26 protein-coding genes are annotated in these 24,928 nt (G+C 58.7%); 16 read left to right on the forward strand and 10 right to left on the reverse strand.

What is annotated here, in order from left to right; translation table 11 throughout:
* Positions 1 to 20 precede the first annotated feature (20 nt).
* Positions 21 to 1,364, reverse strand: a complete 1,344-nt coding sequence (gdhA, locus tag FY206_RS10355) for an NADP-specific glutamate dehydrogenase (RefSeq protein WP_032639807.1) — start codon at positions 1,362 to 1,364, stop codon at positions 21 to 23.
* Between the two features lie 227 nt (positions 1,365 to 1,591).
* Here gdhA and FY206_RS10360 point away from each other — a divergent pair, with 227 nt between their 5' ends.
* Positions 1,592 to 1,870, forward strand: a complete 279-nt coding sequence (locus FY206_RS10360) for a YnjH family protein (protein WP_032639809.1) — start codon at positions 1,592 to 1,594, stop codon at positions 1,868 to 1,870.
* Here FY206_RS10360 and FY206_RS10365 read toward each other — a convergent pair.
* A complete protein-coding gene (locus FY206_RS10365) occupies positions 1,830 to 2,246 on the reverse strand; it encodes a pyrimidine (deoxy)nucleoside triphosphate diphosphatase (protein WP_032639811.1) in 417 nt (138 codons plus the stop codon). The genes FY206_RS10360 and FY206_RS10365 overlap by 41 nt on opposite strands.
* 75 nt (positions 2,247 to 2,321) lie before the next feature.
* Between FY206_RS10365 and FY206_RS10370 the strand changes: the two genes are divergently transcribed.
* Together FY206_RS10370 and FY206_RS10375 are read left to right on the forward strand one after the other, a co-directional pair.
* Positions 2,322 to 2,891: a carboxymuconolactone decarboxylase family protein gene (locus FY206_RS10370; protein ID WP_032639813.1), complete on the forward strand. Its 570-nt coding sequence runs from the start codon at positions 2,322 to 2,324 to the stop codon at positions 2,889 to 2,891.
* On the forward strand, positions 2,884 to 3,501 hold the full coding sequence (locus FY206_RS10375; RefSeq protein ID WP_032639815.1) for a CDP-alcohol phosphatidyltransferase family protein: 618 nt from the start codon (positions 2,884 to 2,886) through the stop codon (positions 3,499 to 3,501). Before FY206_RS10370 ends, FY206_RS10375 begins: the two co-directional genes overlap by 8 nt.
* On the opposite strand, the gene FY206_RS10380 is transcribed toward FY206_RS10375, so the two are convergent.
* The 6 genes from FY206_RS10380 to xthA form a co-directional block, all read right to left on the reverse strand.
* The gene (locus FY206_RS10380; RefSeq protein ID WP_032639817.1) at positions 3,491 to 4,801 is read right to left on the reverse strand and encodes a sulfurtransferase; all 1,311 of its coding nucleotides are present in this window, start codon (positions 4,799 to 4,801) and stop codon (positions 3,491 to 3,493) included. The genes FY206_RS10375 and FY206_RS10380 overlap by 11 nt on opposite strands.
* A gap of 73 nt (positions 4,802 to 4,874) precedes the next feature.
* Positions 4,875 to 5,495, reverse strand: a complete 621-nt coding sequence (locus FY206_RS10385) for an ATP-binding cassette domain-containing protein (RefSeq protein ID WP_032639819.1) — start codon at positions 5,493 to 5,495, stop codon at positions 4,875 to 4,877.
* Complete coding sequence (locus FY206_RS10390) at positions 5,495 to 7,024, reverse strand: ABC transporter permease family protein (RefSeq protein WP_032639821.1); 1,530 nt, start codon at positions 7,022 to 7,024, stop codon at positions 5,495 to 5,497. Before FY206_RS10390 ends, FY206_RS10385 begins: the two co-directional genes overlap by 1 nt.
* Entirely contained in the window at positions 6,997 to 8,157 is a 1,161-nt protein-coding gene (locus FY206_RS10395) for an ABC transporter substrate-binding protein (RefSeq protein WP_045890044.1), read from the reverse strand. The genes FY206_RS10390 and FY206_RS10395 overlap by 28 nt, the downstream gene beginning before the upstream one ends.
* 15 nt (positions 8,158 to 8,172) lie before the next feature.
* Complete coding sequence (locus tag FY206_RS10400) at positions 8,173 to 8,856, reverse strand: TVP38/TMEM64 family protein (protein ID WP_032639825.1); 684 nt, start codon at positions 8,854 to 8,856, stop codon at positions 8,173 to 8,175.
* Between the two features lie 6 nt (positions 8,857 to 8,862).
* A complete protein-coding gene (xthA, locus tag FY206_RS10405) occupies positions 8,863 to 9,669 on the reverse strand; it encodes an exodeoxyribonuclease III (RefSeq protein ID WP_032639826.1) in 807 nt (268 codons plus the stop codon).
* 433 nt (positions 9,670 to 10,102) lie between these two features.
* Between xthA and astC the strand changes: the two genes are divergently transcribed.
* From astC to ves, 7 genes are all read left to right on the forward strand, one after another.
* Complete coding sequence (gene astC / locus FY206_RS10410) at positions 10,103 to 11,323, forward strand: succinylornithine/acetylornithine transaminase (protein ID WP_032639828.1); 1,221 nt, start codon at positions 10,103 to 10,105, stop codon at positions 11,321 to 11,323.
* Positions 11,320 to 12,354 (forward strand): arginine N-succinyltransferase, encoded by a 1,035-nt coding sequence (gene astA / locus FY206_RS10415; protein WP_023311275.1) that lies wholly within the window; start codon positions 11,320 to 11,322, stop codon positions 12,352 to 12,354. Before astC ends, astA begins: the two co-directional genes overlap by 4 nt.
* On the forward strand, positions 12,351 to 13,838 hold the full coding sequence (gene astD, locus FY206_RS10420; RefSeq protein WP_032639830.1) for a succinylglutamate-semialdehyde dehydrogenase: 1,488 nt from the start codon (positions 12,351 to 12,353) through the stop codon (positions 13,836 to 13,838). The genes astA and astD overlap by 4 nt, the downstream gene beginning before the upstream one ends.
* Positions 13,825 to 15,150, forward strand: a complete 1,326-nt coding sequence (gene astB, locus FY206_RS10425; protein WP_032639832.1) for an N-succinylarginine dihydrolase — start codon at positions 13,825 to 13,827, stop codon at positions 15,148 to 15,150. Before astD ends, astB begins: the two co-directional genes overlap by 14 nt.
* A 10-nt stretch (positions 15,151 to 15,160) precedes the next feature.
* The gene (astE, locus tag FY206_RS10430) at positions 15,161 to 16,126 is read left to right on the forward strand and encodes a succinylglutamate desuccinylase (RefSeq protein WP_032639834.1); all 966 of its coding nucleotides are present in this window, start codon (positions 15,161 to 15,163) and stop codon (positions 16,124 to 16,126) included.
* 337 nt (positions 16,127 to 16,463) lie between these two features.
* Entirely contained in the window at positions 16,464 to 16,955 is a 492-nt protein-coding gene (gene spy / locus FY206_RS10435; protein WP_032639836.1) for an ATP-independent periplasmic protein-refolding chaperone Spy, read from the forward strand.
* Between the two features lie 297 nt (positions 16,956 to 17,252).
* Entirely contained in the window at positions 17,253 to 17,810 is a 558-nt protein-coding gene (gene ves, locus FY206_RS10440) for an environmental stress-induced protein Ves (protein WP_077064085.1), read from the forward strand.
* Here the strand turns inward: ves and cho are convergent.
* A complete protein-coding gene (gene cho / locus FY206_RS10445; RefSeq protein ID WP_032639840.1) occupies positions 17,788 to 18,666 on the reverse strand; it encodes an excinuclease Cho in 879 nt (292 codons plus the stop codon). The two genes, ves and cho, sit on opposite strands and share 23 nt — an antisense overlap.
* A gap of 114 nt (positions 18,667 to 18,780) precedes the next feature.
* A complete protein-coding gene (gene nadE / locus FY206_RS10450; protein ID WP_032639842.1) occupies positions 18,781 to 19,605 on the reverse strand; it encodes an ammonia-dependent NAD(+) synthetase in 825 nt (274 codons plus the stop codon).
* A gap of 231 nt (positions 19,606 to 19,836) precedes the next feature.
* Here nadE and osmE point away from each other — a divergent pair, with 231 nt between their 5' ends.
* The 6 genes from osmE to FY206_RS10480 all read left to right on the forward strand — a co-directional run bounded on the left by osmE (position 19,837) and on the right by FY206_RS10480 (position 24,926).
* Complete coding sequence (gene osmE / locus FY206_RS10455; RefSeq protein WP_032639844.1) at positions 19,837 to 20,181, forward strand: osmotically-inducible lipoprotein OsmE; 345 nt, start codon at positions 19,837 to 19,839, stop codon at positions 20,179 to 20,181.
* A 281-nt stretch (positions 20,182 to 20,462) separates the two neighbouring features.
* Positions 20,463 to 20,780, forward strand: coding sequence for a PTS N,N'-diacetylchitobiose transporter subunit IIB (gene chbB / locus FY206_RS10460; RefSeq protein ID WP_008500676.1), 318 nt, complete (start codon positions 20,463 to 20,465; stop codon positions 20,778 to 20,780).
* 79 nt (positions 20,781 to 20,859) lie between these two features.
* Positions 20,860 to 22,218, forward strand: a complete 1,359-nt coding sequence (gene chbC, locus FY206_RS10465) for a PTS N,N'-diacetylchitobiose transporter subunit IIC (protein WP_008500675.1) — start codon at positions 20,860 to 20,862, stop codon at positions 22,216 to 22,218.
* A 47-nt stretch (positions 22,219 to 22,265) separates the two neighbouring features.
* The gene (gene chbA / locus FY206_RS10470) at positions 22,266 to 22,613 is read left to right on the forward strand and encodes a PTS N,N'-diacetylchitobiose transporter subunit IIA (RefSeq protein ID WP_032639846.1); all 348 of its coding nucleotides are present in this window, start codon (positions 22,266 to 22,268) and stop codon (positions 22,611 to 22,613) included.
* A 29-nt stretch (positions 22,614 to 22,642) separates the two neighbouring features.
* The gene (chbR, locus tag FY206_RS10475; protein WP_032639848.1) at positions 22,643 to 23,461 is read left to right on the forward strand and encodes a transcriptional regulator ChbR; all 819 of its coding nucleotides are present in this window, start codon (positions 22,643 to 22,645) and stop codon (positions 23,459 to 23,461) included.
* A 109-nt stretch (positions 23,462 to 23,570) separates the two neighbouring features.
* Positions 23,571 to 24,926, forward strand: coding sequence for a 6-phospho-beta-glucosidase (locus FY206_RS10480; RefSeq protein ID WP_032639850.1), 1,356 nt, complete (start codon positions 23,571 to 23,573; stop codon positions 24,924 to 24,926).
* Positions 24,927 to 24,928 lie beyond the last annotated feature (2 nt).

A 24,928-nucleotide genomic window follows, 5' to 3' on the forward strand; every position in this document is an offset into this window, starting at 1 on the left:
CCGGCCGCACGATATAAACTTTAAATCACGCCCTGCCCAATCATCGCGTCCGCCACCTTCACGAACCCGGCGATATTCGCCCCGCGCACGTAGTTGGTTTGCGACGCTTCACCGCCGTACTCCACGCAGGCGTGATGAATATCGAGCATGATGTGGTGCAGGCGCGCATCCACCTTTTCCGCCTTCCAGCCGAGACGCGCGGCGTTTTGCGCCATCTCGAGCCCGGAGGTCGCCACGCCGCCTGCGTTAGCGGCCTTGCCCGGTGCAAACAGCACGCCCGCTTCCAGGAACAGATCCGTCGCGTCGATGGTGGTCGGCATATTCGCCCCTTCGGCCACCGCTTTTACGCCGTTGCTAATCAACGTACGCGCGGCCTCCACGTCCAGCTCGTTCTGCGTGGCGCACGGCAGGGCGATATCCACCGGCACGCCCCACGGCTGTTTCCCTTCCAGGTAGGTCAGGCCAAACTCGCGGGCATAATCCGCCACCCGGCCGTCGCGGCTGGCTTTGATGTCACACAGGCGCGCCAGTTTTTCCGCCGTGAAGCCCGCTTCATCCACCACCGTGCCGCTGGAGTCAGAGGCGGTCACCACGCGAGCGCCAAACTGCATCGCTTTCTCAATGGCGTACTGCGCCACGTTACCGGAGCCGGACACCGCGACGCGCATCCCTTCAAAGCCTAAACCGTGACGCTTGAGCATGGCCTCGGTGAAGTAGACCAGCCCATAGCCCGTGGCTTCCGGGCGGATCAGGCTCCCGCCAAACGACAGCCCCTTGCCGGTAAAGACGCAGGCGCTGTTGTTCGAGAGCTTTTTCATCATCCCGGCCATAAAGCCCACTTCGCGTCCGCCCACGCCGATATCACCGGCAGGCACGTCGGTATCCGGGCCGAGATGGCGCCAGAGTTCGGTCATCAGCGCCTGGCAGAAACGCATGACTTCACCTTCGCTTTTGCCCTTTGGGTCGAAATCGCTGCCGCCTTTCCCGCCGCCCATCGGCAGCGTGGTGAGGGCGTTTTTAAAGGTCTGCTCGAAGCCGAGGAATTTCAGGATCGACAGGTTGACGGAGGGATGAAAACGCATGCCCCCCTTAAACGGACCAATGGCCGAGTTAAACTGCACGCGCCACGCGCGGTTGACCTGCACCTGGTTGCGATCGTCCACCCAGGCCACGCGGAACTGGATCACCCGCTCGGGCTCGACAAGGCGTTCAAGCAGCGACATCTGGCGATAACGCGGGTTTTGTTCAAGGAAGGGCCACAGGGTGGTCATCACTTCACGCACGGCCTGCGCGAACTCGCTTTGGTGCGGGTCGCGCTGCTGAACGTGGGCAAGGAAACTTTCCAGAGAGCGTGTCTGATCCATAGATATAAGAACCTCTTATAATAATGTTTGCCTATGACTTATGCGATTTGTGTTGTTTTTTTGACTATACCACCCGTACTGCTTTGTGAGGCAAGCATAAATTTATAACGAAAGGGAAATTAATGACCCGAGTCGGGTCATAACAAAAAGCGATGGTGCGTTAAATTAAAGGTTCTGCGCGATTTACCGTTATAGTCATTATCAGGACATAACAGGAAGGTAAGTCTATGAACCGTTACGTAATGGGCGCGTTAGCCTTAATGCTGACCGCAGGCGCGCAGGCTGACCGCCTTCGCCCGGATGTGGAAGTGAATGTACCGCCGGAAGTGTTTAGCGCCAGCGGCCAGAATCAAACGGTGCAGCCCTGCAATCAGTGCTGCATCTATCAGAATCAGAACTACTCTGAAGGGGCGGTGGTGAAAGCGGAGGGCGTGCTGCTGCAGTGCCAGCGCGACGAGCGCACTGTCAGCACGAACCCGCTCGTCTGGCGTCGCGTAAAGCAATAAACGCTTCCAGCAGCGGAATATCCGCGGGGGCTAAGGCGTAGCTAAACGCCTCTTCCGGCGTACACCACGCGAGCGCGCTGTGGTAGTGCGCCGTGAGCTCGCCGCGAAAAGCAGGAACGTGCCAGGCGTGCAGGTTGATTACGCGCTGCGAGACTTCCCGCTGGTGGCTTGCCACGTATTGTCCCGGCAGGGCGTCAATGCCCAGCTCTTCACGCAGTTCGCGGACAAGCGCCTCGGGCTGGGTTTCACCCGCCTCGACTTTGCCGCCGGCAAATTCCCACATTCCGGGCTGGTCAGCGTGGGCAGGGCGCTGCGCCAGTAAAATGTTGTCGTCTTTTTCGATGATGGCGGCAACGACATCGAGTGTTTTCAGCATGGTCGTCAATAATTGATGGCAAAAAAAGACATATTATCGTGCCCTTTCTCAGAGTCCAGCTATCAGGAGAATCAGGTGAAAGAGACGAACGCTTGGGTTGACCCCCTCGAATCCCTTCCCGCCAGCCTTAAGCCAATTGCCGCCATGCAGAAAAAGCATTTTGGCGCGGTGCTGAATCCCACCCGCTGGTGGGGGCGCATGCCGCGTCTGTTCTGGCTGGTGGCGCTGTTCGTCGGCTTTCTCGAACGTCGCCGTGCGCGCCTGACGCCCGCGCTTCGTTCGCTGCTCATGACGCGGGTGTCCCAGCTCTGCCACTGCGCCTTCTGTATTGATGCCAACAGCCTGCGGCTGGCCGAGCGCTGCGGCGCGCTGGATAAGGTGCAGGCCGTGGCCGACTGGCGAAATTCCGCCTTGTTTACGGAGCAGGAGCGCGCGGCGCTGGCCTACGCCGAGGCGGTGACCTCCACGCCGCCCCATGTGGACGAGGCCATCAAAACGGCGCTGAAGCGCCACTTTACGGATGACGCCATCACCGAGATGACGGCGCTCATTGCCTTTCAGAATCTCTCCGCCCGCTTTAACGCCGCGCTGGATATGCCGGCGCAGGGGCTGTGCGCCACGTTTAAAGGGAAGCCTGATGCTTGACCGTCACCTCCACCCGCGGGTTAAGCCCGTTCTGCATCGTCTGGTTTCCGTGCTGGATAAGCCGGGCATCACCCCCGACGGCTTAACCCTGACCGGGTTTGCCGTTGGCGTGCTGGCGCTGCCGTTTCTGGCCCTCGGCTGGTATCCGGCGGCGCTGGTCGCCATCGTTCTGAACCGCCTGCTGGACGGTCTGGACGGCGCGCTGGCGCGCCGCAGAGGATTAACAGATGCGGGAGGGTTTCTCGATATTGCGTTCGATTTTCTGTTCTACGCCCTCGTGCCGTTTGGCTTTGCGCTCGCCGCGCCCGCAGAAAACGCGCTGGCGGCCGCCTGGCTGCTGTTTGCGTTTATTGGGACCGGCAGCAGCTTTCTGGCCTTTGCGGCGCTGGCGGCGAAGCACGACATCGACAACCCCGGCTATGCGCACAAGTCGTTTTACTATATCGGCGGGTTAACGGAGGGAACGGAGACTATCGCGCTGTTCGTGCTGTGCTGCCTCTTCCCGGCGCACTTTACGCTGTTCGCGTGGGTATTCGGCGCGCTGTGCTGGCTGACCACCACAACGCGCGTCTGGAGCGGCTACGTGACGCTGAGGTCACTCAATTCTTAGCGCTATCTGGCCCGCGTTCACCGGTGGTCACCGGGTTTTGCGGGTGGCTGCTCCATTCGTACCAGCCGCCGTCATAGACGGCGACGTTTTTCCAGCCCATCGCCCGGGCGTACATAAAGGTTTCGGACGCCCGCCAGCCGGTGCCGCAGTAAAACGCGACCTGCTGTTCCGGCAGGATATGCCACGTTTTCCACATGGCGGCGATGTCGTCAGCGCTGCGCATGGTGCCATCCGGGTTATGGAAATCCTCCATGTGGGTGGCATCGCTGCCCGCGTGACCCCAGCGGGCACCGGCAATCTCACCTTTTGGCTTGATGTAGCTGTAGCCGCTGGTTTCGCCGATGAACTCCGGCCACGAACGAATGCTGACCAGGGAGGCATCCTGGCGGTGCAGCATGCCGCGCGCCTGGTCCATATCGACCATCAGCTGCGGCTGGCCGGGGATCGGCGCGCCGAACTCGGGCGCAGGCGTCACGTTCGCGGGCGTGCCGCGCTCAACCGGCAGACCGGCATCTGACCACGCCTTCCAGCCGCCGTCGAGAATACGCACGTCCTTCACGCCCGCATACAGCATAATCTGCGCCACGCGCGCGGCGGCGTAGACGTCGCGGCCATACAAGATGACGGTGGTATCGTGGCGGATCCCGTGCTTCGCCAGCATTGTTTTCAGCCTGTCGTCGGAGACTTTATTCCACAGCGGCTCGCTTTCCACCTCGTTGGTATCGATATAGCCCGCGCCGGGAATGTGGCTCAGCAGGTAAAGCTTCGGCGCGCCCCAGGCGGCTTCAATCACTTTCCAGTCACCCGCAGGCGCGGCGGTCACGGTTTTACCCTGCTGGAGGCGCTGGATCCACTGCGGGTAAACCAGCTGTTCAAAATGGGGCAGGCGCTGAAGGCGGTCGGGCGTCTGCAGCGCGCCGCTGAGCAGCGAAACGTGGCGGAAACCGGCTTTCTTCAGGCGGGCTTTCACCGCCAGGTTATCGGTCTCGTCGCCGTAGAGCGCGATGGCCGCTGCGGGCGTCAGCTGATGCTGTTTTGCCCAGCGCGCAATCTGCTCGTCGCTCATTGCGCTAAGCCAGCTGGCCGCAAGGTTAAGGGCGGCGGGTTCATGCCCGGAGGGGCCGCTCAGGGTCTGCGGCCAGCCGTTGTAGAAGGCGCTGGCGCGGGTGTCGACGGGCGTGCCGTGCTGCGCCTGAAGCTGGGACAGCGTCATCGCGTTGGGCATATCAGCCGCTAGAGAGGAAAAAGAGGCGAGGCCGCAGAGCAGGGCCAGCGCGGTCAGTTGAGAAACACGTTTCATCGAATAGCCTGACGTCAGTAAAAGAGGGGGGCATTGTCGTCTCTCCCGAAACGGAAAACATTGCGTTAGCACATTATTGCCAGCGAGAAATCTCAATCAGCTCGCCGCCGGGCGGAATATCGTCCTCATCGTGCGTGACCAGCACCACCGGGATATTGCGCGCGCGCAGGGTGTCAAATACCCAGGCGCGAAACGTCGTGCGCAACGCTTTATCGAGGCGGCTGAACGGTTCATCCAGCAGCAGCGCCTGCGGCTCGGCGAGCAGGGCGCGCAGCAGGCTGACCCGGGCGCGCTCTCCGCCGGAAAGGGTGGCCGGATCGCTGGCGTAATGTCCGCTCAGCCCGGCGGAATCCAGCGCCTGCTCGACCGCTTCGCGCCGCGCGCGTCCGGCGATGCGCTCGGGCAAGGCCAGCAGCAAATTCTGCCCGACGCTAAAAGCGTCAAACAGCAGCGCGTCCTGAAAGAGAATGCCCAGCCCGCGGGATGCAACGGGAAGACCGTCGCAGCGCCGCGCGTCGAGCCACAGTTCGCCCCGCGCCTGAAAGTCGTCTGACAGCGCGCCGACCATCCAGGCAAAAAGGGTCGATTTGCCGCTGCCGGATGGCCCCATCAGGGTAACGATCTCCCCGCGGGGAACGCAAAAACTGACCCCGCGGAAAAGCGGTTCGATGGTGAGATTGTTGACCTTCAGCATTAACGTAACCCTTGTCGGTAGCGGCCCACGAGCCGGGATAGCAGGGCGGCAAGACCAAATACCGTGCCCGTGACCAGCAGCAATCCCAGCGCCCGGTTCGCGAGAATGGGGATACTGCCCCCGCTGCTGAGCGCGACGGTTTCGGTGGTCAGCGTGGCGAACCGCCCCGCGCCCAGCCACAGCGTCGGCATGTATTGCGCCATGCTGACGGAAAAGCCTGTGGCAAAGGCCAGCAGCGCAGGGCGCACCAGCAGAGGGCATTTCAGCAGTAAGAATATTTTTTCCCGTCGCCAGCCGAGCGTTCTGGCGGTAAGGATAAGCCGGGGATCGACCCTTTGCCAGGCGGGCTGGAGCACCAAAAGCGTCCACGGGAATACCCAAAGCAGGTGGCTCCAGAGCACGGCGGCATAGTGCCCGTCGACGACCAGGCGCAACGCAATCGCGTACTGGCCGGTCACGAGCGGCAGCGCCGGAAGGGCGAGCGGTGACCACACCCACAGCGCCCCGCGCTGCGGGCCCCATTCCAGCCAGAGCAGGCCGACGGCCAGAGCAATCAGGCCTGAAAGCAGGCCGAAGGAAAGGCTGGTCCCCACCGGGCCAACGTCATCCCGCTGCGCCAGCATCAGCAGCACCGCGGCGCAAAGTATCCCGCACGCGGGCAGAAAGTCGCCCAGTGCCCGCTCTGGCAGAACGAGCGGCGTCCGGGGACGCGTTCCGCTCAGATCGAGAAACGTGCGGCGCCATGCCTTCCAGAGGCCGTATCCGAGGAGGGCTAGCGCGGCCAGCAGCAGAAGGAGAAGCAGGCACAGCAGCGTCCCTTTTGCCTGCTGCTGCGCGTCGCCCTGGCTCAGCCACTGCCAGGCCAGCACGGCCAGGGTCGGCGGGTTGCCGGGGCCAAGAACGAGCGCCACGTCCACGACCGACAGCGACCAGGCCAGCACCGCCAGCATCACCGCGCCGAGTACCGGCGCGATCGCCGGAAGGAGGAGCCAGTTAAGCGCCTGAAAACGCCCGTAGCCGAAGGTTTGCAGAACGATCTTCTGCTGCGCGAGCCGTTGTTCCGGCAGCACGGCGTAAATGGCCCACAGAACAAACGCGCTCTCTTTGACCGCGAGCGTCAGGCCCAATCCGATGCCGTAGCGGTCAAATGGAGGCGAGCAGACGGTGCAGATCTGATAAAACAGGCCGCCTTCGGCAAACAGCAGCAGCGCGGCGGTGGCGAACGCCACGTGGGGGATCGCCAGCAGCCACGGCAGGCGCGTACTGAGACGCCGCCAGCGTTTGCCAGGCCAGAAAAGGGCCACGAGAGAAAGGGCGATAAACAACGCCCCCAGCGTGGCGATAAGCGTTGAAACCAGCGTGGCGATGGCGGCCTGAGGCAATTGTGGGTCGTTCAGCAGCCACTGCCAGTTAACGACAGAAAACGCCGGGGCAAGCAGCATGGCGCTGGCGGGCAGGAGCGGCAGATAAATGACCGCCATCGCCAGCCAGACGAGCCAGCTTAGCGGGTGCCGTAGCGACGCAGCCATTCCTGCTCCAGCGCGTTCACCCAGGCGGACTGCGGCTCGGCAAGCACCTTCGGCAGCCCCTGAGGCGTGTGGGCCAGCAGCCGTTTGGCTTCACCTTCGGGCAGCGTTTTCGCATCCAGCACGCTCGGATCGCCCCAGATGGCCGGGTCGGCCTTGCGGATCTGCGCCTGCGGCGACAGCAGGAAATTAGCGACCACCTTTGCCCCCGCGCTCGCGCCGGCATTTGCCGGGATCGCCACAAAATGGACGTTGCCGAGCATTCCGCTCTGGAAACCAAAGCTGTAGCTGTCGGCGGGCAGTTCGCCGCTCGCCACTTTCTGCTGGGCATGCGCCGGGTTAAAGGTCAGCGACAGGTTCAGGCTGCCGCTGGCAAGCAGGCTATCCATGCGCGCTGGAGAAGGCGGGAAATCTTTTCCTTCACGCCACAGCAGCGGGTGCAGTTTATCGAGGTAGGCCCAGAGCGGCGAGGTCACCTGGGCAAAGGTGTCATCGGGGGCTTTTTTCAGCGCCTGTGGATGCGCGGTAAGCGTCATCAGCAGCTGCTCAAGGAACGCGGTACCGGTAAAATCGGGCGGGCGAGGGTAGCTCACTTTGCCCGGGTGCTGCTGCGCGTAAGCCAGCAGCGCCTGAGGATCCTCCGGCGGCGTCGGCATGCTGGCTTTGCGGGCGATAAAGGTCAGCTGCGCGCCGCCCCACGGCGATTCCGCGCCGTCTGTGGGAAGCGCAAAATCCTCCGTGACGGGCTTGCGGGTATCGACATAGCGCCAGTTTGGCAACGTCTGCGCCCAACCGGTTTGCAGCAGGTTCGCCTCTTTCAGCGTGCGGAAGTTTTCGCCGTTGACCCACAGCAGGTCAACCGAGCCGTTGGTCTTGCGCCCCGCGGCGGCTTCGGTCTGGATCCGTTTTACCGCATCGGCAGCATCCGCCAGCGGGACGATTTTGAGGGTTATGGCATAGTGCGTTTGCATCTCACCGCTCACCCACGCCAGATAGCGGTTGACCGCCGGATCGCCGCCCCAGGCGTTAAGCCAGACGGTCTGGCCTTTGGCCTGTTGCTGAATGGCCTGCCAGCCGTCGGCGGCATAGAGAGGGGCGGCCAGCAGCAGCCCGGTCAGAAACGTGCAGAAACGCACACGGCGCATAATGCCTCACTTTTTGAACGAAGAGGTGTAACGGGAAAACAGCCAGCGCGTAGCCAGCGGCAATAACCCCAGTAGTGTAAAGGCGAATACAATGCCCGGCGACACAATATCGTGCAGCGATGCCAATTTCCCCAGCTCGCGCCCGGCGTTGAGAAAGACCACCGTCGCGGGCAGCATGGCGACCTGGCTGACCCACCAGTAGCGGTAAATGCGAATGCGGGTCAGGCCCATCAGCAAATTGACCAGGAAAAACGGGAACAGCGGCATCAGGCGCAGGGCAAAAAGATAGCCCGCGCCGTCACGCGCCATACCGGCATTCACCGTTTTCATCTGCTGAGCAAACCGCCGCTGGACAACGTCGCGCAGCAGGTAGCGGCTGGCGAGCATCGCCAGCGTGGCCCCGAACGTGGAGGCAAACGACACCAGCAGGGTGCCTTCCCACAGGCTAAATAACGCCCCGCCAAGCAGGGTGAGGATCGCCGCGCCGGGGATCGACAGGGCGGAAACCGCCACATAGAGCGCAAAAAAGATCAGCGCGCTTTGCAGGGGTTTCTGGTCAACGTGGGAGAGGAGCGCCTGCTGGTGCGTTTTAATCCCTTCCAGGGAGAGCGTGCCCGGGGGAAGCATGACAAACATAAGAATAAATGCGCCCAGAAGGGCGCACAGGAAGATCGTTTTTGGAATGTTCACGCGTCATTACAGCTTGAATTTAGCCCACACCGGCGCGTGGTCAGACGGTTTTTCCATGCTGCGGATGTCGTAGTCGATCCCGGTTTCGACGCAGCGCTCGGCCAGCGGCGAGCTGGCCAGCAGCAGGTCGATACGCAGGCCGCGGTTGTCGTCAAAGCCTTTTGAGCGGTAGTCAAACCAGGAGAAGCGGTCCTGCGTTTCCGGGTTGGCATTGCGGAACGTATCCACCAGGCCCCAGCCCAGCAGGCGCTCCATCCACTCACGCTCTTCCGGCAGGAAGGAGCATTTGCCGGTGCGCAGCCAGCGCTTGCGGTTTTCTTCGCCGATACCGATATCGAGATCCGTCGGGCTGATGTTCACATCACCCATGATCAGCACCGGATTGTCTTTGTTGAGCTCGGTGGTCAGATAGTCCTGCAGATCCTGATAAAACTTGGCCTTAGCCGGGAATTTGGTTGGATGGTCGCGGCTTTCGCCCTGGGGAAAGTAACCATTGATCACGGTAATGTTCCCAAGCGGGGAAGGCAGCTCCGCCATGATGATGCGGCGCTGTGCTTCTTCACCGTCGCCCGGGAAGCCGCGACGCACGGAAACCGGCGTCTCTTTGGTCAGCAGCGCGACGCCATAGTGACCTTTCTGGCCGTGATAAAAGACGTTGTAACCGAGTTTTGCCACCTCTTCGAGGGGGAACATGTCGTCGTGAACCTTCGTCTCCTGCAGACCAATCACGTCTGGCTGATGTTGCTCAACGATAGCTTCAAGCTGGTGGGGGCGGGCACGCAGGCCGTTGATATTAAAAGAGACAAATTTCATAGTCGCTGCCAGTGCAAGGTGAATAGTGCAAGGATGGTAGCAGAATTTGCGTCATCTGTTACCGGGTATGGCCAATAACTGCAACAGATCATGCCGGTGGTGCAATATTTGCACCATTCTGACGCGCTTCGCCCCCAAACGGAGCATAAATGGACGATAAATTTCGCGAGCGATCACAATTCCAGAATTATATTTGGCCTCTGCATACTCTTTCTGATTTTCATGCGGCAAAGCGCCGCTTGCCGTAAAAATATTCACTTTTTATGCACTAACAGTGAATAACTCCATATTGTAACTTATTGATATTCTGTTACCTCAACCCGTTTATGCATTTTTATCGCTGGCTGGCACGAAGTCTGCAATCTACATTCACAGTGCAAACACTCAATTATTTAACATTCAAATAACTTTTTATTTACCGGATGAGGTCGCTATGTCTCTGTCAATTACGCGTGAAAATTTCGATGAATGGATGATGCCGGTTTACGCTCCGGCGGCTTTTATTCCGGTTCGTGGGGAAGGCTCGCGCCTGTGGGATCTGCAGGGTAAAGAGTATATCGACTTTGCCGGTGGGATTGCGGTTAACGCGCTGGGCCATGCGCACCCGGCGCTGCGTCAGGCCCTGAATGACCAGGCGGCGAAGTTCTGGCATACCGGAAACGGCTTTACCAACGAGCCCGCGCTGCGCCTGGCGAAAAAGCTGATCGACGCGACGTTTGCGGAGAAGGTCTTTTTCTGTAACTCCGGGGCGGAAGCGAACGAAGCGGCGCTGAAGCTGGCGCGCAAATATGCCCACGATAAATTTGGTACCCACAAGAGCGGTATCGTGGCGTTTAAGAATGCCTTCCATGGGCGCACGCTGTTTACCGTCAGCGCGGGCGGTCAGCCCTCCTACTCGCAGGACTTCGCCCCGCTGCCGCCGGATATTCGCCACGGCGTTTATAACGATCTGCAGTCCGCCAGCGAGCTGATTAACGACACCACCTGCGCGGTGATCGTCGAGCCGATGCAGGGCGAGGGCGGCGTGCTTCCGGCGCAAAAAGCCTTCCTGCAGGGGCTGCGCGAGCTGTGCGATCGTCACAACGCGGTGCTGATTTTCGACGAAGTGCAGACCGGCGTGGGCCGCACCGGCGAGCTGTATGCCTATATGCACTACGGCGTCACGCCGGACGTGCTTTCCACCGCCAAAGCGCTGGGCGGCGGCTTCCCGATTGGCGCCACGCTGACCACCGATAAATTCGCCAGCGTGATGACCGTGGGCACCCACGGCACCACCTACGGCGGCAACCCGCTGGCGACCGCCGTGGCCGGACAGGTGCTCGACATCATCAACACCCCTGAGGTGCTGAAGGGCGTTAAGCAGCGTCACGAGTGGTTTGTTGAGCGCCTGAACGCCATCAACGGCAAGACCGGACTGTTTAAAGAAATTCGCGGCCTGGGGCTGTTAATCGGCTGCGAACTCACCCCTGAATTTGCCGGAAAAGCGAAACTGATCTCACAGGAAGCGGCAAAAGTGGGCGTCATGGTGCTGATTGCCGGCGCCAACGTGGTGCGTTTTGCGCCCGCGCTGATCGTCAGCGAGGAAGAGGTGCAAACCGGTCTGGACCGTTTTGCGCTGGCGTGTGAAAAGGTGAAGTCCGGGGTGTCATCATGATGGTCATCCGTCCCGTTGAGCGCGGCGATCTCGCCGGGCTCATGCAGCTTGCCGGTAAGACGGGAGGCGGGCTGACCTCGCTTCCTGCCGATGAAAAAACGCTGTCGGCGCGCATTGAGCGCGCCCTGCAAACCTGGCAGGGGACGTTGCCAAAAAGCGAACAGGGCTATGTGTTCGTGCTGGAAGACACCGACACGGGAACCGTGGCCGGGATCTGCGCCATCGAAGTGGCCGTCGGGCTTAACGACCCGTGGTACAACTACCGCGTCGGCACCATGGTTCACGCCTCGAAAGAGCTGAACGTCTATAACGCGCTGCCCACGCTGTTTCTCTGTAATGACCACACGGGCGCCAGCGAGCTGTGCACGCTGTTCCTCGACCCGGCGTGGCGCAAAGAGGGCAACGGCTATCTGCTCTCCAAATCGCGCTTTATGTTTATGGCCGCCTTCCGCGATCGCTTCAACGAAAAAGTGGTCGCCGAGATGCGCGGCGTGATCGACGACACCGGCTACTCGCCGTTCTGGGAGAGCCTGGGCGAGCGCTTCTTCTCGATGGAGTTCAGCCGGGCGGACTATCTCTGCGGCACCGGGCAGAAAGCCTTTATCGCCGAACTGATGCCGAAGCATCCTATCTATACCCATTTCCTCAGCCCGGAAGCGCAGGCGGTGATTGGCGAAGTCCATCCGCAAACCGCGCCTGCCCGCGCGGTGCTGGAGAAAGAAGGCTTCCGCTACCGCAACTATGTCGACATCTTCGACGGCGGGCCGACGCTTGAGTGCGATATCGACCGCGTTCGCGCCATCCGTAAAAGCCGTCTGGTTGAGGTCTCTGAAGGCCAGCCCGCGCCGGGCGACTGGCCCGCGTGTCTGGTGTCGAACGAAAATTACGCCAACTTCCGCGCCATGCTGGTGCGGACCAACCCGAAATGTGAACGTCTGGTGCTGACGGCTGCAGAACTGGATGCCCTGAAATGTAACGCCGGCGACACGGTTCGCCTGGTGCGTCTCTGCCCTGAGGAGAAAACAGCATGACATTATGGATTAACGGTGACTGGGTCACGGGCGAAGGCGAAGAGCGCGTAAAGCGCAATCCGGTTGGAAAAGAGGTGCTCTGGAAGGGGCATGACGCCAGCGCCATGCAGGTAGAACAAGCCTGCCGCGCCGCTCGCCGCGCGTTTCCGGCGTGGGCAAAACAGCCTTTCGCCGCGCGTCAGGCCATTGTTGAAAAGTTTGCCGGACTGCTGGAGGCCAGCAAGGCCGAGCTGACGCGCATCATCGCGTCTGAAACCAGCAAGCCGCGCTGGGAAGCCACAACCGAAGTGACGGCGATGATCAACAAAATCGCCATTTCGGTGAAGGCGTACCACACCCGCACCGGCGAACAGCACACCGAGATGCCGGACGGTGCGGCCACGCTGCGCCACCGTCCGCACGGCGTGCTGGCGGTATTTGGCCCGTATAACTTCCCGGGGCATTTGCCGAATGGCCACATCGTGCCCGCGCTGCTGGCGGGCAATACCGTCATCTTCAAACCGAGCGAGCTCACGCCATTAACCGGCGAGGCGGTGGTGAAGCTGTGGGAACAGGCTGGCCTGCCGCCGGGCGTGCTGAACCTGGTGCAGGGCGGGCGCGAAACCGGCCAGGCGCTGAGCGCCCTGACCGATATCGACGGCCTGCTGTTTACCGGCAGCGCCGGGACGGGCTACCAGCTGCACCGCCAGCTGGCGGGACAGCCGGAGAAAATTCTGGCGCTGGAGATGGGCGGCAACAACCCGCTGATTGTGGAAGATCCTGATGATATCGACGCCGCGGTGCACCTGACGATTCAGTCCGCCTTTATCACCGCCGGACAGCGCTGCACCTGCGCCCGCCGCCTGCTGGTGAAACGGGGCGCGCAGGGAGATGCCTTCCTGAAGCGTCTGGTCGAGGTGAGCGCGCGCCTGGTGCCAGCCGCGTGGGATGCCGACCCGCAGCCGTTTATCGGCGGGCTGATTTCCGAACAGGCCGCGCAGAACGTGCTGAAGGCCTGGCAGGACCACGTTGCGCGCGGCGCGAAAACCCTGCTTGAGCCGAAGCCGGTTCAGCCGGGTACCTCGCTGCTGACGCCGGGCATCGTGGAGATGAGCGGGGCGAACAGCGTGCCGGACGAAGAGGTCTTTGGCCCGTTGCTGTGCGTCTGGCGCTATGACGATTTTGATGCGGCGATTGCGATGGCCAATAACACCCGCTACGGCCTGTCGAGCGGGCTGATTTCGCCGCAGCGCGAGAAGTTTGAACAACTGCTGCTGGAAGCGCGCGCCGGGATCGTCAACTGGAACAAGCCGCTGACCGGCGCCGCGAGCACCGCGCCGTTTGGCGGCGTGGGCGCGTCGGGCAACCATCGCGCCAGCGCGTGGTATGCCGCCGATTACTGCGCATGGCCGATGGCGAGCCTGGAAACCCCGGCGCTGACGCTGCCGGAGACGCTTAATCCGGGGCTGGATTTCACCGGAGGGGATCGTCATGAAAGCGCGTGAGGTCAATTTTGACGGGCTGGTGGGGCTGACCCACCACTATGCCGGTCTCTCTTTTGGTAATGAAGCCTCGACGAAGCACCGCTTTCAGGTCTCTAATCCGAAGCTGGCGGCGAAGCAGGGGCTGCTGAAGATGAAGGCGCTGGCGGATGCCGGTTTCCCGCAGGCGGTGATCCCGCCGCAGGAGCGTCCGAACGTTACGGTGCTGCGTCAGCTCGGCTTTAGCGGCACCGATGAGCAGGTGGTTGAAAAAGCGGGCACGCAGACGCCGCACCTGCTCTCGGCGGCAAGCTCGGCCTCCTCAATGTGGGTGGCAAACGCCGCGACCGTCGCGCCGTCAGCCGATACGCTGGATGGCAAAGTCCACCTGACGGTGGCGAACCTGAACAATAAATTCCACCGCGCCACCGAAGCGGAAACGACCGAGCGCGTGCTGCGCGCTATTTTCAACCATGACGCCCACTTTGCGGTGCATTCGGCCCTGCCGCAGGTGGCGATGTTTGGTGACGAAGGCGCGGCCAACCATAACCGCCTGGGGGGCGATTATGGCGACCCGGGGCTGCAGCTGTTTATCTACGGACGAGAAGAGGGGGGCCACGCCGCGCCAGCCCGCTATCCTGCGCGTCAGACGCTCGCAGCCAGCCAGGCGGTTGCCCGCCTCAACCAGGTTAACCCTTCCCAGGTGGTTTTTGCCCAGCAGAACCCGCATGTGATCGACCAGGGGGTATTCCATAACGACGTCATTGCCGTCTCCAATCGCCAGGTGCTGTTCTGCCACGAGCAGGCGTTTGCCCACCAGGAGAAGCTGCTCGCCACGCTGCACGAGCGCGTGCGCGGCTTTACCCCAGTTCAGGTGCCAACGGAGGCGGTGAGCGTGCAGGACGCGGTCGAAACGTATCTGTTCAATAGCCAGCTGCTCAGCCGCGACGACGGCAGCATGATGCTGGTCCTGCCGCAGGAGTCCCGGGATCATCAGGGCGTCTGGCGCTACCTGACGGAGCTGGTGAAGGCCGATAACCCGATTGACGAACTGCGCGTGTTTGATCTGCGTGAAAGCATGGCCAACGGCGGGGGGCCCGCCTGCTTACGTCTGCGCGTGGTCCTGACCCAGGACGAGGTGCAGGCGGTGAATCCGGCGGTCATGATGAACGATACCCTCTTCGCGCGGCTGAATGACTGGGTCGATCGCTACTATCGCGATCGTCTGACGCAGGCCGATCTGGTTGACCCGCAGCTTCTGCGTGAAGGTCGCGAGGCGCTGGACGCGTTATCGACAATCCTGCAGCTGGGATCGGTTTATCCGTTCCAGCGCTAAAGGAGTGGATATGGAAAACTTACTGGCGCTAACCCTGGCCGATGAGACGCCGGAACAGACAGAGGGGCAGGGCCCCTCCTTTCGCTGGCGGTGGCTGGGGCGCGGGGTGCTTGAGCTGACGCCGAACGCAAAAAGCGATCTCTCGCTGCTGCTTTCAACGGGTATTCACGGCAATGAAACGGCTCCCGTCGAGATTGTCGATCTGCTGCTGCGCGCGCTCTTTCGCAATGAAATTGCCCTGACGTGCCGCGTGCTGGTGGTGCTCGGCAATCCGCCTGCGCTCGCGCAAAACAAACGCTACTTGGTCAGCGACCTTAACCGCATGTTCGGCGGGCGCTGGGCGCAGTTTCCGCAAAGTGACGAAACGGCGCGGGCCGCGTGGCTGGAGAACGTGGTGTCCGCGTTTTTTGCCGCTGCGGGGCCCGCGCGCTGGCATCTGGATCTGCATACGGCCATTCGCGCGTCCTACCATGTCCGCTTCGGCGTTATGCCGCAGCGCAATCAGCCGTGGGAGGAAGATTTCCTGAGCTGGCTGGGCGACGCCGGGCTGGAGGCGCTGGTGTTTCACCAGTCGCCGGGCGGAACCTTTACCCACTTTACCTGTGAGAACTTCGGCGCGCTGGCCTGTACGCTGGAGCTGGGAAAAGCGCTGCCGTTTGGCCAAAACGATCTCACCCGCTTTGCGCCAACGCATCTTGCCCTGCGGGCGCTGCTGGGCGGAACCGCTCCCGAGCACGCGCATCAGTCCGTCGAGCGGTATCGGGTCGTACAGCAGATCACGCGGCGCAGCGACGCCTTCCTGCTGCATATGGCCGCGCATACCCTGAACTTCACGCCGTTCCGCAAAGGGGCGCTGCTGGCGGAGGATGGTGATGAACGTTATGAGGTGCAGAAAACCACCGAATATGTTTTATTCCCTAACCCCACCGTGGCGTTTGGCCTGCGTGCCGGGCTGATGCTGGAAAAAATAACCTGAACCGTTCCCCTCTCATCATCCGGGAGGGGACGCTAAATATTTTTCTTAACGATTAAAGCGCGCTCGCGTATTTTGCAGAATATTCCTGGTGAATTGCTTTATTATTCACCTTCACTTCGCTATACTTCTGCTAAATTACTTTAAGATCATCGTATTGAATATTTTTGGTTGCAACTCTCCACGTTTTATCCTTATTTCCTCCACATTTGGCGAAAATTTGTTTTTTATACTTTCATTGTTTTACCGTTGCTCTGACTAATTGACGATAAACCCCGTAAAGTTAATCTCGTCAACACGGCATAGCGCCGAAGAATAACTGAAAGAAAGGAAATAAATTATGCGTAAGTTTACTGCACTGTTTGTTGCTTCTACCCTGGCTCTGGGCGCTACCAGTATGGCGTTCGCCGCAGATACTGCGACCACCGCTGCCGCGCCTGCTGAAGGCAAAATGATGATGCATCATAAAGGCCCGGGTATGCATAACGAGATGATGATGTTTAAGGATCTCAACCTGACGGATGCGCAGAAACAGCAGATCCGCGACATCCGGAAAGGCGAGCGCGACCAGATGAAACGCCCTCCGCTGGAAGAGCGTCGTGCGATGCATGACATCATCGCCAGCGACACCTTCGACAAGGCGAAAGCCGAAGCGCAGATCGACAAAATGGCCGAGCAGCACAAAGCCCGCATGCTGGCTCACATGGAAACCCAGAACAAGATCTACAACATTCTGACCCCGGAACAGAAAAAACAATTTAATGCGAATTTTGAGAAGCGTCTGACAGAACGTCCGGCGATGGCAGGTAAAATGCCAGCACCAACCGAATAATCGGTTCACACTCTTAAGACCGCCGGGATCCTGTCCACAAAAGCGCAAACGCTGTGGGCAGGACCGGCGGTTTTTCTTTTCTGCCCTCTTGTCTGCCGCCGCCAGCGCGGTATGCTCCTGTAGTCGCATCAGAGAACGTGTGTAGAGTCATGGCGTTAGAATTTTTATTAACGTTTCGCTAAGGCCTGCCCGCTCTGCTGCCGATACTGTGTCTGTGAATACCTAACGATAACAAACAAGACAGCAACGATAGCAATATCTTTGCCCTGGCACGGGTTGTGCCATTCAGGAGTGGTGATGGAGTTCTTTGATATCCGTAAGATGCCGGTCAGCCTCTGGCGCAATGGTGCGGGTGAAACGCGTGAGATTTGCTGCTTCCCGCCCGCTACGCGGGATTTTCAGTGGCGTGCCAGTATCGCAACTATCGCCAGCAACGGCGAATTCTCCGCCTTTCCCGGCGTCGATCGGGTGATTACCTTGCTGGAAGGGGGGGAGGTGACGCTGGATGCCGGTCAGGCGTTCTTTCATACCCTGAAGCATCATCAGCCCTACAGTTTTACCGGCGATTTACCGGTGAAAGCGCTGCTTTCCGGTGGGCGTATGGCGATGGACTTTAACATCATGACCCGGCGCGACTGCTGCCAGGCAAAGGTGCGGGTTGCTGACCGAACTTTTACCACCCTTGGATCGCGCGGGGGCGTGGTGTTTGTGTTAAGCGGGGCCTGGCAGCTGGGCGATAAACTGCTGACGGCCGATCAGGGTGCCAGCTGGCAGGAGGGGACCCACACGCTGCGTCTGCTCGAGTCTCAGGGCACCTTATTGTTCAGCGAAATCACGTGGCTGCCAGGTCATTGAGCACAACGATCTCAAACTTACCGGCTAGCACCGGTTTACAGAGAATTTTGTAGCCATCGTGGTCAAATCCGGCGGGCGTGCGCAGCAGGGTTGCCGCGTCGTTGATGTTGTCGACAGCGCCCAGCCAGAGCCAGTTGTTGACGATGTGATACTGGGTCATCGTCTCACCCACTTCTTTTAGCGCAACGGCACCTTCCCAGGGCCAGCAGTTCACGCTGATGGCCGCCAGACCGGCGAGGAGCCGGGCGTGGTGCGCCTCAACGCTCTCTTTTCCGCAGCAGGCACCGGCGCAGCGCTTCAGCGCGGAGCGGAAACAGGCACGCCCGCGCGTGGTGCCCTCTAATCCCAAAAGGCTATAGCAAAGCTGCAGCTCGTCCGCCAGGGTCTGCAGCGCCTGAAGTGCGGCACGTTTATTGGCGAACAGCCCATAGAGATTCGGGGCATGTGAAAAATCGACCTCGCGCGCGTAGACGACCTGCGGCTTGCCGTCGTCGATCTGCAGGGAGCAGAGCTGGCGGTTGCGGCGCAGGCGCTTGTTGAACAGCGGTTGCTGCTCTTTAATCAAACGCGCTTCAAGCAACAGCGCGCCCATTTCTCCCGCCGTCTGGAACCAGGTAATACGTCGCGACTGGCGCAGCATGGCGGCCTCGTCCGGCGTGCGAAGATGGGATAACACCCGGCTGCGAATGTTCACGCTTTTGCCGATATAGAGCGGCAGGGTGTCGCTTTCGCCGTGAAAAATGTACACGCCAGGCTGTTTAGGCAGCGCCTCAAGCCAGGGGCGAAGGTGCTCGGGATATTCATAGATAGCCGCCGCTTCAAATTCAAGACGCGGGGCGGATTGACGCCTGCTCACATATCACTCCGTATACTGTTCAGACATACAGTGTAGCAGGAGTGTGGTGGTTAAAAAAGAGCCGGGTGGCGGCACGCCTTACCCGGCCTACGAAAACGGGTTACCGTTTTGCGTTTATTTCCAGAAATCGTCAAACACCGTAATCGGCGTGTGGCGCTTGTGCTCGGTTTTCAGATACCAGCCTTCGATGATTTTCGCGATACCTTCATCCAGTTTTTTACCTTCCAGATAATCATCAATGTTGTCATAGGTGACGCCAAGGGCCGCTTCATCAGGTAGAGAAGGGCGATCGTCTTCAAGGTCCGCTGTCGGCGCTTTCTTATACAGATGCTCCGGGCAGCCCAGCGCGGCAAGCAGCTGCTTACCCTGACGCTTGTTCAGGCGGAAGATCGGGTTAATGTCGGTGCCGCCGTCGCCATATTTGGTGAAGAAACCGGTGATCGCTTCTGCCGCATGGTCAGTGCCGACGACGACGCCTTTAGTCATCCCGGCGATGCTGTACTGCGCTTTCATGCGCTCGCGGGCTTTCTCGTTGCCGCGAACAAAATCGCTCAGTTCAATGCCCGCTTCGCGAAGCGCCTGCTCGCTGGCCAGCACCGAGCCCTTAATATTAACGGTAAGCACGCGGTCAGGCTGAATGAAGGCAATCGCATCCTGACAATCCTGCTCGTCCGCCTGTACGCCGTAAGGAAGACGCACGGCGATAAACTGCAGCGTCTCATCGCCCGTCTCTTCGCGAAGCTCTGAAATTGCCATCTGGCAGAGTTTACCGGTCAGGGTAGAGTCCTGGCCGCCGCTGATGCCCAGCACCAGGGATTTCAGGAAAGCGTTCTTTTTTAAGTACGATTTTAAAAAATCCACGCTGCGGCGGATCTCTTCTTGTGCATCTACCGTGGGCTTCGCGCCCAGTGCCTGAATGATCTCTTGTTGCAGAGCCATCACGCCCTCCATATGCAGTACATAAACAGAATGTGTAGCTGTTAAAACTAACCCTTTGGGCGAGAAACGACAAGGATCACAGTTTCGAGTGCGCTAATTTGCGCCGATTTAGCAGGTTATCGTTGTTTTATTAGAATTTTCCGAAATTCGTCTGGCGGAACACGCAAAGTTGAACAATAGTACTTTTTATCCCATGCTTAGATAACACGCTGATAAACAAGAGGACGGAATATGAACAAGAACGTAGCAGGAATTCTTAGCGCAGCGGCGGTACTGACTATGCTGGCAGGGTGTACGGCTTACGATCGCACCAAGGATCAGTTTACGCAACCCGTCGTAAAAGACGTTAAAAAAGGGATGACCCGTTCGCAGGTGGCTGCGATCGCCGGCAAACCTTCTTCTGAAATAACAATGATTCATGCGAAAGGGACCTGCCAGACCTATATCCTGGGTCAACGTGATGGTAAGGCAGAAACCTACTTTGTCGCGCTGGATAATACCGGTCATGTGATGAACTCCGGTTACCAGACCTGTGCTGAATATGACACCGATCCGCAGGCACCTAAGGCGCAGTAACCCTGCTTGCCTGAGGATGTTAACTAACCGGCCTTTGGGCCGGTTTTTTTATGCATCATAAAATCTTATTTCTTTGCGCGAATTATTTGCCCGAAATGTGAAGGGAGTCAACAAGCCAGGTCAATGAGAGACAATTTGAGTCTGTTCAGAATTATCCCCCGTCTGTACCATTGCGTATACTCACTCCAACGATAAACAACAGTACGCAAGCTACCTGCCTGCCGGGACAGCGAGTCGAGTGATAGCGCGATGGCAGGTAGTCAGACAAGAGGGAAATTACGATGGAAAAGAAACATATCTACCTGTTCTGCTCAGCGGGCATGTCAACGTCGCTTCTGGTGTCCAAGATGCGTGCACAGGCTGAAAAGTATGAAGTCCCCGTGGTGATTGAAGCGTTTCCAGAGACGCTGGCGGGCGAAAAAGGCCAGACCGCCGATGTTGTTTTGCTGGGGCCGCAAATTGCCTATATGTTGCCAGAAATTCAACGACTGTTACCGAATAAACCGGTCGAAGTGATCGACTCCGGGCTGTACGGCAAGATTGATGGTTTAGGTGTTCTTAAAGCTGCTGTGGCAGCCATTAAAAAAGCTGCTAATTAATTTTTATTTTTCCCGTCAAAGAGTTATTTCACACACAATACGCCGTAACATGCGTTACGGCATTTAAGGGTATTTACCTATGAGTAAAGTCATCGCTTCACTTGAAAAGGTACTCCTTCCTTTTGCTGTTAAAATAGGAAAGCAGCCTCACGTTAACGCCATCAAAAACGGCTTTATTAAATTAATGCCGTTGACGCTGGCCGGGGCCATGTTCGTTTTAATTAACAACGTTTTTCTGAGCTTTGGTGAAGGATCCTTCTTTTATTCATTAGGCATTCGGTTAGACGCTTCAACAATTGAAACCCTTAATGGTTTTAAAGCCATCGGCGGCAACGTCTATAACGGTACGTTGGGGATTATGTCGCTGATGGCGCCTTTCTTTATTGGGATGGCGCTGGCAGAAGAGCGTAAGGTGGATCCGCTGGCCGCCGGGTTATTATCCGTCGCCGCCTTCATGACCGTGACGCCTTACAGCGTGGGGGAAGCCTATGCCGTCGGCGCCAACTGGCTGGGTGGCGCCAACATCATCTCCGGTATTGTTATCGGTCTGGTGGTCGCGGAGATGTTCACCTTTATTATTCGCCGCAACTGGGTTATCCGCCTGCCGGATAGCGTACCGGCTTCCGTTTCTCGTTCATTTTCCGCGTTGATTCCAGGCTTTATTATTCTCTCCATTATGGGGATTATCGCCTGGGCGCTCTCCCACTGGGGCACAAACTTCCACCAGATCATCATGGACTCTATCTCTACGCCGCTGGCGTCGATGGGTGGCGTGGTCGGTTGGGCGTATGTGATTTTCACCTCTCTGCTGTGGTTCTTTGGCGTGCATGGTTCACTGGCACTGGCCGCGCTGGACAGCGGGATTATGACCCCCTGGGCACTGGAAAACGTTGCGCTTTACCAGCAGTACGGCTCCGTTGACGCGGCGCTGGCGGCGGGTAAAACCTTCCATGTGTGGGCGAAGCCGATGCTTGACTCCTATATCTTCCTGGGCGGTACCGGGGCGACCTTGGGTCTGATCATCGCGGTCTTTATTGTCTCCCGTCGCGCTGACTACCGTCAGGTCGCCAAGCTGGCGCTGCCGTCAGGTATCTTCCAGATTAACGAACCGATTCTTTTCGGTCTGCCAATCATCATGAACCCGGTGATGTTCATTCCGTTCATCCTGGTACAGCCGCTGCTGGCCGCCATTACCCTGACGGCGTATTACATGGGCATCATTCCACCGGTCACCAACATTGCCCCGTGGACCATGCCGGCGGGTCTGGGCGCGTTCTTCAACACTAACGGCAGCGTTGCGGCCTTCCTGCTGGCGATATTCAACCTCGGGATTGCCACCCTGCTGTACATGCCGTTCGTGGCGATTGCCAACAAAGCCGCCACCATTATTGATGAAGAAGAGAGCGAAGAGGATATCGCCCTCTCACTGAAATTCTAAGATTGCCCGGCGCGGGGAAGCCCGCGCCAGCCATAAGGAGCTGAAAAATGTTAGATTTGGATAGTATTGTCGCAGACGACGCCGCTGAGAACGATCTCGAAGAAGTGGTGATGGGGCTTATCATCAACTCCGGACAGGCGCGCAGCCTGGCCTATGCCGCACTCAAGCAGGCCAAGCAGGGGGATTTCGCCGCCGCGAAAACCATGATGGAACAGTCCCGCACGGCGCTCAACGAAGCGCACCTGGTGCAGACAAAGCTGATTGAGAGCGATCAGGGCGAAGGCAAGATGAAGGTCAGCCTGGTGCTGGTCCACGCGCAGGATCACCTGATGACCTCGATGCTGGCGCGCGAGCTGGTGGCGGAGCTCATCGAGCTTCACGAGAAAATGCAGTAAGTCAGACTGGGTAGCAGGAGGTCAGCACGATGGAAATCAAAACCGCACTTGAACAGCAGCTGTTTAACGGCAAAAATTTTCACGTGGTCATCTACAACAAGACGGAGAGCGCCAGCGGTCTGCACCAGCATGACTACTACGAGTTCACGATTGTTCTGACCGGCCGTTACTACCAGGAGATCAACGGTAAGCGCGTTCTGCTTGAGCGGGGGGATTTTGTCTTCCTGCCGATGGGGTCTTATCACCAGAGCTTTTACGAATTTGGTGCCACCCGCATTCTGAACGTGGGCGTCAGCAGACGCTTCTTCGAGAAGCACTATCTGCCGCTGGTGCCATTCTGCTTTGTGGCCTCCCAGGTCTATCGGGTCAAAAACGAGTTTATGACCTGGATTGAAACGGTGATCGCCTCGCTTAACTTCCGCGACAATGAATTTGATGAGTTTATTGAAACGGTGACCTTCTACGTGATGAACCGGTTGCGCCATCACCGTGAAGAGCAGCAGGTGACGGACGATATCCCGCAATGGCTGCGCGGCACCGTTGAGCTGATGCACGATAAAGGCCGGTTCAGCGAAAATGCGCTGGAAAATATGGTCTCCCTGTCGGGCAAATCCCAGGAATATCTGACCCGCGCAACGCAGCGTTATTATCGTAAAACGCCCGTGCAAATTATTAATGAAATCCGCATTAATTTTGCTAAGAAACAGCTGGAAATTACTAACTATTCTGTCACCGATATCGCTTACGAGTCAGGATACAGCAGCCCCAGCCTGTTTATTAAAACCTTTAAGAAGTTAACGTCATTCACACCGAACAGTTACCGGAAAAATTTAACGGTAATTAATTAACCTTCGGCGGATTACCCGCCACGAATATTGCTTTAATGGCTTGCCCAAATAGCGGGAAGAGTACGCTATACCTTGCAGGCGATTAACCTGATACGCTAAGGGAGATATTATGCAAAAGAAATTAAAAGTCGTAACCATTGGTGGCGGCAGCAGCTATACCCCGGAATTACTCGAAGGTTTCCTGAAACGCTATCATGAATTACCGGTCAGCGAATTATGGCTGGTGGACGTTGAGGAAGGTCAGGAGAAGCTGAATATTATTTTCGACCTGTGCCAGCGCATGGTGGAAAAAGCGGGCGTGCCGCTGACCGTGCATAAAACCCTCGATCGTCGTCTGGCGCTGAAAGATGCAGATTTCGTCACCACCCAGCTGCGCGTCGGCCAGCTGAAGGCGCGCGAGCTGGACGAGCGTATTCCGTTGAGCCACGGCTATCTTGGCCAGGAGACCAACGGCGCGGGCGGCCTGTTCAAAGGCCTGCGCACCATTCCGGTGATTTTCGACATCGTTAAAGACGTGCAGGAGATCTGCCCGAACGCGTGGGTGATTAACTTCACCAACCCGGCCGGCATGGTCACTGAAGCGGTTTATCGTCATACCGGCTTCAAGCGCTTTATCGGCGTCTGTAATATTCCGATCGGCATGAAGATGTTTATCCGCGACGTGTTGGAGCTGACCGACAGCGACGATCTCTCCATCGATCTGTTCGGCCTGAACCACATGGTGTTTATTAAAGATGTCATCGTGAACGGAAAATCGCGCTTTGCCGAACTTCTCGACGGCGTGGCCTCCGGTCGCCTGACGGCGGCATCGGTGAAAAACATCTTTGACCTGCCGTTTAGCGAAGGGCTGATCCGCTCGCTGAATCTGCTGCCTTGCTCGTACCTGCTTTACTACTTCAAGCAGAAAGAGATGCTGGCCATCGAAATGGGCGAGTACTATAAGGGCGGCGCGCGCGCGCAGATCGTGCAGAAGGTCGAAAAGCAGCTGTTCGAGCTGTATAAAGATCCGAACCTGAACGTTAAACCGAAAGAGCTGGAGCAGCGCGGCGGGGCCTACTACTCCGATGCGGCGTGTGAAGTGATCAACGCCATCTATAACGACAAGCAGGCTGAGCATTATGTTAACGTGCCGCATCATGGCCATATCGACAATATCCCGGCTGACTGGGCCGTCGAGATGACCTGCATCCTGGGACGCGATGGCGCTAAGCCGCACCCGCGTATCACCCACTTCGATGACAAGGTCATGGGGCTGATCCACACCATCAAAGGCTTTGAAGTGGCGGCAAGCAACGCGGCGCTGAGCGGTGAATTCAATGACGTGCTGCTGGCGCTGAACCTTAGCCCGCTGGTGCATTCCGACCGCGATGCGGAGCAGCTGGCCAGCGAAATGATCCTGGCGCATGAAAAATGGTTGCCGAACTTTGCCGCCACGATCGAGAAGCTGAAGTTCAAACAGCACTAAGA

It is taken from the genome of Enterobacter chengduensis (assembly GCF_001984825.2).
In the GTDB taxonomy this organism is placed as follows: domain Bacteria; phylum Pseudomonadota; class Gammaproteobacteria; order Enterobacterales; family Enterobacteriaceae; genus Enterobacter; species Enterobacter chengduensis.